Below are 13,706 nucleotides of genomic sequence, written 5' to 3' on the forward strand. Positions count from 1 at the left end.
ACCGGTCAGGCGAGCGTCGCCGCGAGGCCGACCGGCAGCGCCGGCAGCTCGGCGCGCAGCCGGATCAGCTCCCGCGCGTGCTCGTCCAGGCGGCGGTCCTCGTCGCTCCGCGGCTCGAGCGCCGGCACAGCCTCGGCCGCCCCGTCGTCGCCGCGCACCACGAAGACGCTCATGCACTGCGTCGTCAGCTCGAGCTCGCCGGTCCGCGGGTCGCCGGAGCGCACGTGGATCGCGAGGTGCATCGAGCGCGGCCCGGTGTGGATCAGCCGCGCCTCCACCTCGACGAGGTGCCCGATTCGCACCGGCCGGTAGAAGTGGATGCCGCCGGAGTAGACGGCGACCGCGTCGCGGCCGCTCCAGCCCTGCGCGACGGCGTTCGCGGCCTCGTCGATCCAGCGCATCACGATGCCGCCGTGCGCGTTGCCGCCCCAGTTGACGTCTCCGGGCGCGGCGAGGAAGCGGAAGACGATCCGCGGGCCGGTCCCCGCCTCCGTGTACTCCTGCGCGCGCATCACCTCGTGCAGTGCGCGCCGGCCGTCGATGCGGGCGGCGGCGCCCTCGGCCAGGGCGAGGTCCTCGATCGTGCGGGGGCTCCACTCCGGCACCGGGCGCGGGCGCTTCTCCTCGTCGACGGCGACGAAGATCAGGAGGCAGTGCGTCGCCTCCTCGTAGCGCCCGGTGCGCGGGTCGGCCTGGGCGACGCGCACCAGCACGTGCATGCTCGTGCGGCCGGTGTGGATGACCTGCGCGGTCGCCTCGATCAGATTGCCGACGGCGATCGGCCGGGTGAAGTGCACGTTGCCGACGTAGGCGGTGACGCAGTAGCCGCCGCTCCAGCCGACGGCGCAGGCGTAGCCGGCCTTGTCGATCCACTCGAGCACGCGGCCGGCCTGGGCGCTGCGGCCGTCGGCGGTCGCGTCCTGCGGCGCGGCGAGGAAGCGGAGGGTGATGCGGTCGTCCATGGTGCCCGTCTGGTCGTGCGGAGGAGGGGGCCCTCCATGCTGGTCGAGTAGCCGCGTCAGCGGCGTATCGAGACCCACCTGCCAGGAGACAGTGGATCTCGATACGCCCCTGCGGGGCTACTCGATCAGCATGAAGGCGGCGGCGCGGTCGCTGCCGCGCGGGGGGAGTGGACCCGCGGAGGGGGATGCGAAGAAGGGGATGGTTCCCCTCCGCGGGCCACAGGGGGCGCCGGCGCGCGGCCGGCGGGATCGGGGTCAGGCCGCGTGCGCGGCCGGCAGCTCCTCGGCGAGCAGCCGCAGCCGCAGCGCCCGGAGCTCGGCGGCCAGCTCGGGCGGCAGGCGGTCGCCGAAGCGGGCGAAGAACGCCTCCGTCAGCGCGCACTCGTCGAGCCACGCCTCCACCGGGACGGAGAACAGCTCCTCCTTCGCGGCGGCCGAGAGGTTCAGCCCGTGCGTGTCGATCGACAGCGGCAGGTCGCCGATCGCGCTGGGCCGCGACTGGGCGAGCCCCTCGATCCGCCGGACGAGCCATTGCAGGACCCGGGCGTTGTCGCCGAAGCCGGGCCAGAGGAAGGAGCCGTCGGCGCCCTTGCGGAACCAGTTGACCTGGAAGATCGCGGGCGCCTTCTCGCCGAGGTCCGCGCCGACCGCGAGCCAGTGCGCGAAGTAGTCGGCCATGTTGTAGCCGCAGAAGGGCAGCATCGCGAACGGGTCGCGCCGCAGCTCGCCGACCGTCCCCTCCGCGGCGGCCGTCTTCTCGGAGGCGATGGTCGCGCCGAGGAAGACGCCGTGCTGCCACGAGGTGGCCTGGGTGACGAGCGGCACGTTGCTCGCCCGACGCCCGCCGAAGACGATCGCGTCCAGCGGCACACCCTCGAAGGCGTCCCACTCCCGCGAGAGGGTCGGGCACTGCTGGGCCGGCGCGGTGAAGCGCGCGTTCGGATGCGCGGCCGGGGTCTCGGAGGCGGGCGTCCACGGCTCGCCGCGCCAGTCGGTCAGCCGCTCGGGCACCTCGTCGGTGAGGCCCTCCCACCAGACGTCGCCGTCCTCGCGGAGTGCGACGTTGGTGAAGATCGTGTTGCCCCAGAGGGTGTGCACGGCGTTGGGGTTGCTGCTCTGCCCGGTGCCGGGCGCGACGCCGAAGAACCCGGTCTCGGGGTTCATCGCCCAGAGTCGGCCGTCCTCGCCCTTCTTCATCCAGGTGATGTCGTCGCCGAGTGTCTCGACGCGCCAGCCGGGGATGGTCGGCTGCAGCATCGCGAGGTTCGTCTTGCCGCAGGCGCTCGGGAAGGCGGCGGCCACGTGGTAGCTGCGGCCCTCGGGCGAGACGATCCGGATCAGGAGCATGTGCTCCGCGAGCCAGCCCTCCTCGCGGCCCATCGCCGAGGCGATCCGCAGCGCGAAGCACTTCTTGGCCAGCAGGGCGTTGCCGCCGTAGCCGGAGCCGAACGACCAGATCTCGCGCGTCTCGGGGAACTGCGTGATGTACTTCGTCGAATTGCAGGGCCAGGCGACGTCGTCGCGGGTCGCGCCGTCGACGTCGCGGAGCGGGAAGCCGACCGAGTGCACACCGCGGACGAAGGCGGTCTCCTCGGTGAAGGCGGCGAGCGGCTCGGCGCCGACACGGGCCATGATCCGCATGTTGAGCACGGCGTAGGCGGAGTCGGTCAGCTGCACGCCGAGCTGCGAGAGCGGGCCGCCGACCGGGCCCATCGAGAACGGGACGACGTACAGCGTCCGGCCGCGCATCGAGCCCGCGAAGAAGGGCGCGAGCTCGGCCTTCATCGCGGAGGGCTCGCGCCAGTTGTTCGTGGGGCCGGCGTCGGACTCGTTCGTCGTGCAGAGGAAGGTGCGGTCCTCGACGCGGGCGACATCGTCGGGGTCCGTGCGGGCGAGGAACGAGCCGGGCCGCCACTCCGGGTTCAGGGCGATCAGCTTCCCCTCGTCCACCATCCGGGCGGTGAGGCGGTACCACTCGGCGGGGGAGCCGTCGCACCACTCGATGGCGTCGGGCTGGAGGATCGCGGCCGTCTCGCGCACCCAGCGGCGCAGGGCTAGCGGGGCGGGCGGCACGACCGGCGCGGCGACCGGGGTCGGCGCGGTCATGGTGGTCGTCTCGAGGAGGAGGGTGTTGCTGTAGATGCTCATGCTGGCTCCGCTTTCAGTGCAGTCGTCGTCGACGGGGTGGGGAGTCGGTCCTCGTGGCGGTCGTGATCCGACGGTGCGAGGGGCGCTCTCTGGCGCCTGAAGCCAGGATGGAGGAGGATCGAGGGGTATTTGCGAGGCCTTAACCGTCAAGAACCGCGGTTTTTGCGCCTTCGTCATAACCGACCGCTGGAGCTCGCCGTGACCGACACCACCGCCCCCGCCGCCGGCCCCTCGGCCGGGACCGATGCCGCCCTGCTCGGGCAGCGCATCCGGCACTTCCGGACCCGCCGCGGGCTGACCCTCGGGCAGCTCGCCGAGCGCGTGGGCGTCTCGGGCAGCCAGCTCTCCCTGATCGAGACCGGGCGCCGCGAGCCGCGGCTCTCGCTGATGCAGGCGCTCGCCACGGCGCTGGGCGTCGAGCTCGCCGCGCTGCTCTCCAACGAGCCGCCGAGTGAGCGCGCCGCCCTCGAGATCGAGCTGGCGCGGGTGCAGAAAGGATCGCTCTACCGCTCGCTCGGGCTGCCGGAGTTCAAGGTCAACAAGAGCCTGACCACGCCCGTCCTCGAGGCGTTCCTCGGCGTCTACCGCGAGCTGGCCCGCCGCAAGAGCGAGGCCAGCGCGACACCGGAGGAGGCGCGGCGCGCCAACACGGCGCAGCGGCTCCAGCTGCGCGAGCGCAACGCCTACCTGCCCGAGATCGAGGCGGTCGCCGGCGAGATGCTCCGCACGGTCGGGCACCGCGGGGGCGCGCTGACGCACAGCTCCGTCTCGAAGATGGCGCGGCACCTCGGCTTCGAGATCATCCACGTCGGCGATCTGCCGCACTCGGCGCGCTCGGTGATCGACCTCGCGAACGGGCGGATCTACCTGCCGCCCGCCTCGATCCCCGGCGGCCACGGGCTCCGGGCGCTCGCGCTGCAGGCGATGGCGCACCGGCTGCTCGGCCACGAGCGCCCGGTCACCTACGCCGACTTCCTCCGGCAGCGGCTCGAGATCAACTACTTCGCGGCGGCCTGCCTGATGCCGCTGGAGCCGGCCGTGGCGTTCCTGGAGGAGGCGAAGCGCGACCGGGACATCTCGGTCGAGGACTTCCGCGACGGCTTCGGCGTCACGCACGAGGCGGCGGCGCTGCGCTTCACCAACCTGCTGACCTCGCACCTCGACATCCGGATGCACTTCCTCCGCGTGCTCGGCGACGGCTCGATCCAGAAGGCGTACGAGAACGACGGCCTGCCGCTGCCGACCGACGTCACCGGCGCGGTCGAGGGGCAGATGGTCTGCCGGTACTGGTCGGCGCGCTCGGCGTTCAGCCGCACCAACCGCACGACGGAGTACTACCAGTACGTGGACACGCCGGCCGGGACCTTCTGGTCGGCCTCGCAGACCGGCACCACCGCGACGGAGGAGTTCTCGATCACCGTCGGCGTCCCCTTCGCCGAGGCGCGCTTCTTCCGCGGCCGCGACACCGACCGCCGCGAGCAGTCCCGCTGCCCCGACGAGTCCTGCTGCCGCCGCGCCCCCGCCGAGCTCGCCCAGCGCTGGGACGGCAACGCCTGGCCCAGCGCCCGCCTGCACGCGCACGTCCTCGCCCCGCTGCCCTCCGGCACCTTCCCCGGCATCGACGACGCCGAGGTCTACGCCTTCCTCGACACCCACGCCCGCGAGTCCTGACCCTCCTCCCCAGCCCTGCCGCCCTCCGCGAGATGCCACTTATGAGGTGATTGCTCGGCGTGTCGTGCTCATAAGTGGCATCTCGCGGGAGGGGGCTGTGGACAACGCGCGCGGGGGAGCGCGGGGTGCGGCAGGGTCCTCGCATGCAGGACGACACAGAGACAGGGATCGTGAACGCGTCGACGAGCGAGCTGGCGCGGCACCGGCTTGTGGCGGAGTACCCGGTCGCCGTGTTCCGCGGGGCACGCGCGGCGGTCGCGCCGATGAGCTACGGGGAGAGGATCACCGCGTTCGCCGCGGTGATGCGGCCGGGCGAGTTCTTCTCGCACGTCACCGCCGCTCATCTGCTCCGGCTGCCCGACCGGCGGGCGACGGAGACCACTCCGCTGCACGTCGCGGTCACGCCGCCGATGCGCGCCGCCCGTCGGGTCGGCGTGAAGTCGCACCATCTCTGGGACGAGGCGGTGACCGTCGTCGACGCGGGCCATCCGGTGACGGATCCCGCCTCGACCTTCTGCCATCTCGCCGACTCGCGGTCGCTCGACGAGCTGGTCGTCCTCGGGGATGCTCTCGTGCGGCCCGACGAGGAGCTCGGTCGCCGCGGCCTCCGCGTCGATCTCGAGATACTCGCGGCTAGGGCGGCACGGTATCGCGGGCGGGGCGGCCGGCGCGCTCGGGAGGCGGTCGGGTTCGTGGGGGGTCGGCTCCGAGTCGCCGAAGGAGACGCTGCTCCGGCTGCTGTTGGTCCGCGCGGGGCTGCCTGAGCCTGAGCTCAACGTCGAGCTGTACGACGCGGACGGTGTCTTCGTCGCGCGGGTGGATCTGCTCTATCGAAAACAGTGGGTCGTCGTCGAATACGACGGCGATCAGCACCGGACGGACACGCGGCAGTACGAGCGGGACATCGCGCGCAGCGAGGCGATCCAGGCGCTCGGTTACCGCCACATCCGCGTGCGCCTCTCCGGCCTCGTCGACCGCCCCGAGGCGACGGCCGCCCGCGTCCGCCGCGCCCTCGGCCTCTGACCCTCGCCGCGGCATGCCACTTATGACGCGATTCTGCGGCGTGTCGTGCTCATAAGTGGCATCTCGCGGAGAGGGGGAGGAGGGGGAGGGGGGTCAGCCGGAGATCAGGGCGCGGGCCGTGCCCTCGTCGAGGATGAGGTCGGTGAGGAGGCCGGCGGCGAGGGCGCCGCGCAGGCCCGGGAGCTTCGAGGCGCCCGAGACGACGCAGATGCGGCGGGAGGCGCGGCGCACGGTGGAGAGGTCCGGACCGCTTGCACGTTCGTTCATGGGGATGTCGTCCCAGGTGCCGTCGGCCCGGTAGAACACGGTGGCGACGTCGCCGACCACGCCGGACGCGCTGAGCGAGGTGAAGTCGCTCGGCTCCAGGTAGCCGCCGATGTAGACCTTCGAGGGCACCGCCGCGAACGGCGAGCCGAGGCCGAAGAGCGCGACGTCCATCCGCTGCTGCAGCTCCAGCACCCGCTTGGTCGAGCGCTCGCGCCAGACCGCCTTCTTGGTCATCGGGTCGTCGAAGAACGCCGGCACCGGGAACTGCTGCACCTTCGCGGCGTAGGCGTCGCCGAAGCGGCGCAGGATCTCGCTCGAGTAGTTGATGCCGGTGGTCTCGGTGTTGCCCGCGCCGTTGAGCTGCACGATCTGAGTGTTGTGCGTCTCCTTCGCGATCAGGTGCCGGCTCATCGCGCTCATCGTCGAGCCCCAGGCGATGCCGACGATCATGTTCGAGTCGATGAACGGCCCGAGGATCCGCGCGGCCGACAGCGCGACGCGCTCGAGCCGGTCGATCTCGCTGGTGTGATCGGGCACCGGGACGATGTGCGCCGTGATGTCGAAGTGCGCGCGCACCTCCGCCGATAGGGCGCTCGCCCGGTCGAGGGGGGAGCGGATCTGGATGTCCACCAGTCCCGTCGCGCGGGCGTGCGAGAGCAGCCGCGACACCGAGGAGCGCGAGGTGTGCAGCTCGTGCGCGATGGCATCCATCGTCAGGTCCTGCATGTAGTACAGCTGCGCGGCCCGGAGCGCGTCGCGCGTCTTGTCCGGGTGGGTCGCGTGCGTCGTCTCGTCCAGCTCGACGACCGGTCGGACAGGGGTCATTGCCACTCCTTGCACGTATTTCCACCCGTCTTGACCGGATGTGTTGTCGGGTCAAGGATGGCTGTATTCCCTCGCGATATCAACCGTCCATCTGGGGCGGCCACACTCGCACGAGGCATTCGACGCAACACCTACGACACGAAGGCGAGTACGAAGTGGCACAGTCTGTCGGAACTCCCGGAAGCTCCTCTCTCCGCGAGAGCGTCTCCGCACTGCGGGACACCCCCCGCGCGACCGTCCTCGTGATCGGCGGTGGCATCAACGGCATCGGGACGTTCCGCGAGCTCGCGCTGAACGGCGTCGACGTCGCTCTCGTCGAGCGCGGCGACTACGTCTCGGGCGCGTCCAGCGCCTCGAGCCACATGATCCACGGCGGCATCCGCTACCTCGAGAACGGCGAGTTCCGCCTCGTCAACGAGGGCGTGCACGAGCGCAACGGCCTGCTCAAGATCGCCCCGCATTACGTGAAGCCGCTGCAGACCACCATCCCGATCTACTCGACGTTCTCGGGCATCCTGGCCGCGCCGCTGCGCTTCCTCACCCACAAGTCGGGCAAGCCCCAGGAGCGCGGCGCGCTGCTGATCAAGGTCGGCCTGACCCTGTACGACTTCTTCTCCCGCGACGGCGGCGTCGTCCCGCGCCACCAGTTCCACGGCCGCAAGCGCTCGCTGAACGAGCTGCCCAAGCTCGACCCGAAGATCAAGTACACCGCCACCTACTTCGACGCCTCCGTGCACGAGCCCGAGCGCCTGGCGCTCGACGTGCTGCGCGATGCGCTCGTCGGCGGCACGAAGGCCCGCGCGGCCAACTACGTCGAGGCCGTCGGCACCTCCGAGGGCGGCGTGCTGCTGCGCGACCGCGAGAGCGGCGAGGAGTTCGCCTTCCAGGCGGACGTCGTCGTCAACGTCTCCGGGCCGTGGACCGACTTCACCAACACGGCGCTCGGCACGACCACGACGTTCATGGGCGGCACCAAGGGCTCGCACATCGTCCTCGACAACCCCGAGCTGGTCGAGGCCTGCGAGGGCCGCGAGATGTTCTTCGAGCACAGCGACGGCCGCATCGTGCTGATCTACCCGCTCAAGGGCCGGGTCATGGTCGGCACCACCGACATCGAGGCCGACCCCAACGAGCCGGCCGTCTGCACCGAGGAGGAGATCGACTACTTCTTCGACCTGGTGAACCACGTGTTCCCCTCCATCCCGGTCACAAGCGAGCAGATCGTCTTCAAGTTCTCCGGCATCCGCCCGCTGCCCCGTCACGACGACGAGACCCCCGGCTTCGTCTCCCGCGACTACCGCATCGAGCCCTCGACCCTCCCCGGCGGGAAGACCCCCGTGCTGAGCCTGGTCGGCGGCAAGTGGACGACGTTCCGCGCCCTGTCCGAGCACCTCTCGAACGAGGTCTTCAAGCGGATCGGCGTCACCCGCCGCGTCTCGACCGTCAAGACCGCGATCGGCGGCGGCAAGGGCTTCCCGCGCACGGACGCCTCGCGCGCCCAGTGGATCAGCCAGCACCGCTCCGGTCTTTCCTCGGCCCGCACCGGCCAGCTGCTCGAGCGCTACGGCACCCGGGCCCAGGAGGTCATCGAGGCCCTGGCCGACGGCCACGACGAGGCGCTCGACTTCGACAAGGACTTCACCACCGGTGAGATCCGCTACCTCGCCCAGCGCGAGAGCGTCGTGCACCTGATCGACCTCGTCATGCGCCGCACGAACCACGCCTTCACCGGCGGCCTCAGCCGCGAGCTGCTCGAGGAGCTCGCCCAGCACACCGGCGAGGTCCTCGGCTGGGACGAGGCGGAGCGCGCCCAGGAGGTCGACGCGACGATCGAGCACCTGAAGAAGTACAACGGCGTCGATGTCGGCGGCACCTCGGTGCAGGCGCCGACGGCGGTCGCAGCCTCCTAGCGGGGCGACTGGCGCGGATCGACGGGAGTCCCGGTTCGAGGAGTGATCTCGAGCCGGGACTTCCGTCGTCACAACGCACAAACGTGCACGCGGCGTTCCTTGTCCCCGGTACGGGGCGCCGATAACTTCACACCGTCGGGCATCGATGCCCGTCGCGGGCGCGTTCGCGCGTTCCGACCGATGAAAAGGAAAAGGTCAACGTGGACAATCTCGGAGTGGTGTTCCTCGCGGAAGTCGTGGGAACGGCGATGCTCGTGCTCCTCGGCTGCGGCGTGGTCGCCAACGTCGCGCTCGTGAAGAGCAAGGGTCTCAACGGCGGGACCCTGATGGTCAACTTCGGCTGGGGCTTCGCCGTCTTCGCCGGTGTGATCGTCTCCTACAACTCGGGTGCTCACCTCAACCCGGCCGTCACGCTCGGCCTCGTGGCCAGCGGAGCGACGGAGTTCGGTTCGAACGTCCCGGTCAACATCGTCTCGATCCTGATGTACATCCTCGCCCAGATGATCGGTGCGATCCTCGGCGCCGTCTTCTGCTGGCTCGCCTACAAGCAGCACTTCGACCAGGAGCCCGACCCGGCCAACAAGCTCGGCGTCTTCTCCACGGGTCCTGCGATCCGCAGCTACGGCTGGAACTTCGTCACCGAGGTCATCGGCACCTTCGTCCTCGTCTTCGTCGTCATCGGCTTCGGCCGGAATGGTGACGCAGGCGGACTCGCGGCGCTCGGCGCCCTGCCCGTCGCCATCCTGGTGATCGCGATCGGCGCCTCCCTCGGCGGCCCGACCGGCTACGCCATCAACCCGGCCCGCGACCTCGGTCCCCGCATCGCCCACGCGCTGCTGCCGATCAAGGGCAAGGGCTCCAGCGACTGGAGCTACGCCTGGGTGCCCGTCGCCGGCCCGATCGTCGGCGGTGTCCTCGCCGGCCTCGCGTCGACCGCGCTGCTGCCGATCCTCTAGCCGATCCCCCGACCGGACTCGCGGGCCGCTGCGGCTCGCGATCCGCACTCCACTTCACCCGTTACGAAGGAGTAATCATTCATGGCTGACTACGTCATCGCTATCGACCAGGGGACCACGTCGTCCCGCGCGATCATCTTCGACAAGAAGGGCTCGATCGTCTCGACCGGGCAGAAGGAGCACGAGCAGATCTTCCCCCGCGCGGGCTGGGTCGAGCACGACCCGATCGAGATCTGGAACAACGTCCGCGAGGTCATCGGCCAGGCGCTCTCCCGCGCCGACCTGACCCGCCACGACATCGCCTCCGTGGGCATCACCAACCAGCGCGAGACCGCGGTGGTCTGGGACAAGACCACCGGCAAGCCCGTCTACAACGCCATCGTCTGGCAGGACACCCGCACGCAGTCGATCGTCGACCGGCTCGCCGGCGACGAGGGCGCGGACCGCTTCAAGTCGATCGTCGGGCTCCCGCTCGCGACCTACTTCTCCGGCACCAAGATCGTCTGGATCCTCGAGAACGTCGAGGGCGCCCGCGAGAAGGCGGAGGCCGGCGACCTGATCTTCGGCACCACCGACACCTGGGTCCTCTGGAACCTCACCGGCGGAGTCGACGGCGGCGTGCACAAGACGGACGTCACCAACGCCTCGCGCACCCTCTTCCTCGACCTCGAGACGCTCGAGTGGCGCGACGACATCCTCGAGGCCTTCGGGGTGCCGAAGTCGATGCTCCCCGAGGTGTGCTCCTCCTCCGAGGTCTACGGGCAGGTCGAGTCCTCCTCGCTGCTGCGCGAGGTCCCGATCGCGGGCATCCTGGGCGACCAGCAGGCCGCGACCTTCGGCCAGGCGGCGTTCGATCCGGGCGAGGCGAAGAACACCTACGGCACCGGCAACTTCCTGATCTTCAACACCGGCACCGAGATCGTGCACTCCAAGAACGGGCTGCTCACGACGATCGGCTACAAGCTCGGCGACGGCGAGGTGCACTACGCGCTCGAGGGCTCGATCGCGGTCTCCGGCTCGCTGATCCAGTGGCTGCGCGACAACCTGGGCCTCATCGGCTCGGCCCCCGAGGTCGAGGCACTGGCCGCGACGGTCGAGGACAACGGCGGCGCGTACTTCGTCCCGGCGTTCTCCGGTCTCTTCGCGCCGTACTGGCGAGCGGACGCGCGCGGTGCGCTCGTCGGCCTCACCCGCTACGTCAACAAGGGGCACATCGCCCGCGCCGCGCTCGAGGCGACGGCGTTCCAGACCCGCGAGGTCCTGGACGCGGTCAACGCCGACTCCGGCGTTCCGCTGCAGGAGCTCAAGGTCGACGGCGGCATGATCGCCAACAACCTGCTCATGCAGTTCCAGGCCGACATCCTCGGCGTCCCGGTCGTCCGGCCGGTCGTCGCGGAGACCACCGCCCTCGGCGCCGCGTACGCCGCGGGCCTCGCCGTCGGCTTCTGGGAGAACCTGGACGACCTGCGCCAGAACTGGCAGGAGGACTCGCGCTGGACCCCCCAGATGGACCAGGACGAGGCGGCCCGCCAGTACCGCCTCTGGAAGAAGGCCGTCACGAAGACCTTCGACTGGGTCGACGAGGACGTGCAGTAGTACCGCACCACTGAACGACGAGGGCCTGCGCACGTACCGTGCGCGGGCCCTCGTGCGTGGATCTCGAGACGCGCGCTGCGCGGGCCGCGCGGCCAAGAAGCGCGAGGAGCGCCCACAGACATGCTGGTCGAGTAGCGCGCAGCGCGTATCGAGACCCGCCCGGCGGAGCTCCGTCAGAGCAGCGGGCGCCGACGCCCCGTCGCGACCGCGACGAGCGCGAGCACCAGCAGCCAGGCCGGGCCCGCCAGCACGGCCGCGACCGTGGGCGACGCGGACGCCGACAGGGCGGCGAGGGGCACGACGTCCTCGAGGGCGGTGCCGCTCGCGAAGGTCGCGGCGCTGAGCGGCACCAGGGCCGCGAAGAGCACGAAGAGCGGTGCCCGGACGATCGTGCCGACCAGCGCACCCCAGATCGCGCCACCGACACCGGCCACGGGGACGAGGGCCACGACGCCGACATTCGGAGTGACCCTTCCCGCCGAGACGATCGCGACGCCGGCGACTCCGATCGCGACCGCCGCCGTCGCGAGCACCGCACCGGCACCGGCCGCCACCAGGAACCGGGCCGCGAGCGCCGGCCGAAGCCCCGACGAGAGCACGTCGCGTGCGAGGATCCCCTTCTCGAAGGCGCTCGCCGTCCGCAGTGCTCCGAAGGCCGCCGCGCCGACGACGCCGCCCTGCAGCAGCGCCGCCGTGATCGCGTGCTCGAGTGAGGCCGCTTCTCCGGGCGGGAGCGCGCCGAGATCGACCTGCGACACGGCGACGAGGAGGGGGAGCACGGGCAGCAGTCCGAAGACCAGGCCCCAGAGCGGTGTCCGGCTCGCGACCACGCGCCGGAACTCGGCGGTGACGGCGCGGGTGAACGGTGCTTTCGCGGCCGCGTCCGTCACCGCGCCCGCCGCTGCTCGAGGAGCCGTGCGCCGCCGATCGCCAGGAGCGCCCAGGCGGCCAGGACGGCCAGCGCGAGCGGCGCCGGAAGCATCCCGTCGACCGGCGCCCCGGTCGCTCCGGCGACGGCTCCGATCGGGAGCAGCCGCCCGGCGCCGCGGGCGACGCCGAGGAGCGGCACGGCCAGGGCGGCGGGCAGGACCAGCACGATCGGGATGCAGGCGTAGTAGTTCCGCACCGTGTAGCCGACGCCCACGCCCAGCACGCCGCTGAGGGCGCACGCGAGGACGACGCCGAGCGAGGCGGACAGGAGCGATGCGTCGACCGTGACCCGGCGGCCGGCCGTCGCCAGGACCACCGTGGTGATCGGCCACCAGCCCACGACCGCCACGACCCCGAAGACCGCGCCCGAGACCGCGCCGGCCAGCGCCTTCGCCGCCAGGATCGCGTCCCGGCTGCCGAGCAGCAGTGTCCGGTCGAGCGAGTGGTAGTACGTCTCCCGGGTGTAGGCGTAGGACCCGTAGAAGCACGCGCCCAGGGCGGCGCAGGCCGCGAAGCCGAAGACGAAGCGGCTCGCCGGAGCGTCGTCGAGGCTGCTGAGCCGATCCGTCGTGCCGGGCATGCTCAGGGCGAAGACGGGGATCAGGATCGCGTAGACGAGGAGGACCGGGAACGACGAGCCGCTGCGGGAGCGCAGGATCTCGGCCCGTGCGAGCGCGCCGGCCCCGGTCATCGGCCGGCCTCGCCGTCGACGAGGTCGAAGTAGCCGTCCTCGAGACTCCGCCCGCCCGAGCGGGTGAGGTCCTCGAGCGGGCCGTGGAAGAGCATCCGGCGCCGCAGGACGACGACCTCGTCGACGGTGTGCTCGAGCTCGGCGAGCTGGTGGCTGGAGACGAGGACCGTCCGTCCGCGCTCGGCCTCGGCGCGGATCAGGCGCCGCAGCCAGCGGATCCCCTCGGGGTCGAGCCCGTTCGCCGGTTCGTCGAGGACGAGGATCTCGGGATCTCCGGCGAGGGCGGTGGCCAGACCGAGGCGCTGGCGCATCCCGGTCGAGTAGCCGCGGACCGGCCGCCGCGCCGCCTCGGCGAGGCCGACCGTCTCCAGCAGCTCGTCGACGCGGGAGAGCGGTGCGCCGACCGCGCGGCCGACGATCGCGAGGTGCCGACGGCCGGTGATGCCGTTCTCGAAGCCGAGGCCGTCGAGGTGCACGCCGACGACCCGCGCGGGAGCGCGCAGCTCCGCGAACCGGTGGCCGCCGATCCGGGCCTCACCGGAATCGGGGCGCAGCAGTCCGACCAGCCCGCGGAGCGCCGTGCTCTTGCCGGCGCCGTTCGGGCCGAGGAGCCCGACGACCGTCCCCTGCCGCACGGAGAAGCTGAGGTCGTCCACGACGCGGCGGCCGCGGAAGGTCTTGGTGAAGTGCTGGAAGTCGAGCGCAGAGCTCATGGGCGGACCTTTCG

General features: G+C 71.4%; 12 protein-coding genes. 6 read left to right on the plus strand and 6 right to left on the minus strand.

Going from position 1 to position 13,706, the window contains the following annotated elements; translation table 11 throughout:
• Nucleotides 1-5: 5 nt before the first annotated feature.
• Nucleotides 6-962: an acyl-CoA thioesterase gene (locus EDF36_RS16920; RefSeq protein WP_123733878.1), complete on the minus strand. Its 957-nt coding sequence runs from the start codon at nt 960-962 to the stop codon at nt 6-8.
• 255 nt (nt 963-1,217) lie between these two features.
• Nucleotides 1,218-3,068, minus strand: a complete 1,851-nt coding sequence (locus EDF36_RS16925; RefSeq protein ID WP_123733925.1) for a phosphoenolpyruvate carboxykinase (GTP) — start codon at nt 3,066-3,068, stop codon at nt 1,218-1,220.
• A 240-nt stretch (nt 3,069-3,308) separates the two neighbouring features.
• Between EDF36_RS16925 and EDF36_RS16930 the strand changes: the two genes are divergently transcribed.
• From EDF36_RS16930 to EDF36_RS21380, 3 genes are all read left to right on the plus strand, one after another.
• Nucleotides 3,309-4,781, plus strand: a complete 1,473-nt coding sequence (locus EDF36_RS16930; RefSeq protein ID WP_123733879.1) for a helix-turn-helix domain-containing protein — start codon at nt 3,309-3,311, stop codon at nt 4,779-4,781.
• A gap of 143 nt (nt 4,782-4,924) precedes the next feature.
• Entirely contained in the window at nt 4,925-5,545 is a 621-nt protein-coding gene (locus EDF36_RS21375; protein ID WP_185020526.1) for a hypothetical protein, read from the plus strand.
• Between the two features lie 52 nt (nt 5,546-5,597).
• Nucleotides 5,598-5,804 carry a DUF559 domain-containing protein gene (locus EDF36_RS21380; protein WP_185020527.1) on the plus strand — a complete coding sequence of 69 codons (207 nt, stop codon included), beginning with the start codon at nt 5,598-5,600 and terminating at the stop codon, nt 5,802-5,804.
• Between the two features lie 93 nt (nt 5,805-5,897).
• Here EDF36_RS21380 and EDF36_RS16940 read toward each other — a convergent pair whose 3' ends face one another.
• Nucleotides 5,898-6,896, minus strand: a complete 999-nt coding sequence (locus EDF36_RS16940; protein ID WP_123445261.1) for a sugar-binding transcriptional regulator — start codon at nt 6,894-6,896, stop codon at nt 5,898-5,900.
• Between the two features lie 155 nt (nt 6,897-7,051).
• Between EDF36_RS16940 and EDF36_RS16945 the strand changes: the two genes are divergently transcribed.
• The 3 genes from EDF36_RS16945 (at nt 7,052) to glpK (ending at nt 11,358) form a co-directional block, all read left to right on the plus strand.
• On the plus strand, nt 7,052-8,806 hold the full coding sequence (locus EDF36_RS16945; RefSeq protein ID WP_260300760.1) for a glycerol-3-phosphate dehydrogenase/oxidase: 1,755 nt from the start codon (nt 7,052-7,054) through the stop codon (nt 8,804-8,806).
• Between the two features lie 248 nt (nt 8,807-9,054).
• Nucleotides 9,055-9,762 carry an MIP/aquaporin family protein gene (locus EDF36_RS16950; RefSeq protein WP_397459913.1) on the plus strand — a complete coding sequence of 236 codons (708 nt, stop codon included), beginning with the start codon at nt 9,055-9,057 and terminating at the stop codon, nt 9,760-9,762.
• Between the two features lie 81 nt (nt 9,763-9,843).
• Nucleotides 9,844-11,358, plus strand: a complete 1,515-nt coding sequence (glpK, locus tag EDF36_RS16955; protein ID WP_123445264.1) for a glycerol kinase GlpK — start codon at nt 9,844-9,846, stop codon at nt 11,356-11,358.
• A gap of 173 nt (nt 11,359-11,531) precedes the next feature.
• Here glpK and EDF36_RS16960 read toward each other — a convergent pair whose 3' ends face one another.
• Genes EDF36_RS16960 through EDF36_RS16970 form a run of 3 tightly spaced genes read right to left on the minus strand, consistent with a single transcriptional unit; the run spans nt 11,532 to nt 13,692 of the window.
• The gene (locus EDF36_RS16960) at nt 11,532-12,248 is read right to left on the minus strand and encodes a hypothetical protein (RefSeq protein ID WP_123733883.1); all 717 of its coding nucleotides are present in this window, start codon (nt 12,246-12,248) and stop codon (nt 11,532-11,534) included.
• Complete coding sequence (locus EDF36_RS21385; RefSeq protein WP_185020528.1) at nt 12,245-12,979, minus strand: hypothetical protein; 735 nt, start codon at nt 12,977-12,979, stop codon at nt 12,245-12,247. The genes EDF36_RS16960 and EDF36_RS21385 overlap by 4 nt, the downstream gene beginning before the upstream one ends.
• Nucleotides 12,976-13,692 carry an ABC transporter ATP-binding protein gene (locus EDF36_RS16970; RefSeq protein WP_123702532.1) on the minus strand — a complete coding sequence of 239 codons (717 nt, stop codon included), beginning with the start codon at nt 13,690-13,692 and terminating at the stop codon, nt 12,976-12,978. Before EDF36_RS16970 ends, EDF36_RS21385 begins: the two co-directional genes overlap by 4 nt.
• Nucleotides 13,693-13,706: the final 14 nt, after the last annotated feature.

Source organism: Rathayibacter sp. PhB152, assembly GCF_003751395.1.
Lineage (GTDB): Bacteria > Actinomycetota > Actinomycetes > Actinomycetales > Microbacteriaceae > Rathayibacter > Rathayibacter festucae.

Coding starts and splice junctions, on each gene's coding strand:
- EDF36_RS16970 (WP_123702532.1), bottom strand. CDS start 13,692: ATGAGCTCTGCGCTCGACTTCCAGCACTTCACCAAGACCTTCCGCGGC.
- EDF36_RS16940 (WP_123445261.1), bottom strand. CDS start 6,896: ATGACCCCTGTCCGACCGGTCGTCGAGCTGGACGAGACGACGCACGCG.
- EDF36_RS16925 (WP_123733925.1), bottom strand. CDS start 3,068: ATGACCGCGCCGACCCCGGTCGCCGCGCCGGTCGTGCCGCCCGCCCCG.
- EDF36_RS21385 (WP_185020528.1), bottom strand. CDS start 12,979: ATGACCGGGGCCGGCGCGCTCGCACGGGCCGAGATCCTGCGCTCCCGC.
- EDF36_RS16950 (WP_397459913.1), top strand. CDS start 9,055: ATGCTCGTGCTCCTCGGCTGCGGCGTGGTCGCCAACGTCGCGCTCGTG.
- EDF36_RS21375 (WP_185020526.1), top strand. CDS start 4,925: ATGCAGGACGACACAGAGACAGGGATCGTGAACGCGTCGACGAGCGAG.
- EDF36_RS16920 (WP_123733878.1), bottom strand. CDS start 962: ATGGACGACCGCATCACCCTCCGCTTCCTCGCCGCGCCGCAGGACGCG.
- glpK (WP_123445264.1), top strand. CDS start 9,844: ATGGCTGACTACGTCATCGCTATCGACCAGGGGACCACGTCGTCCCGC.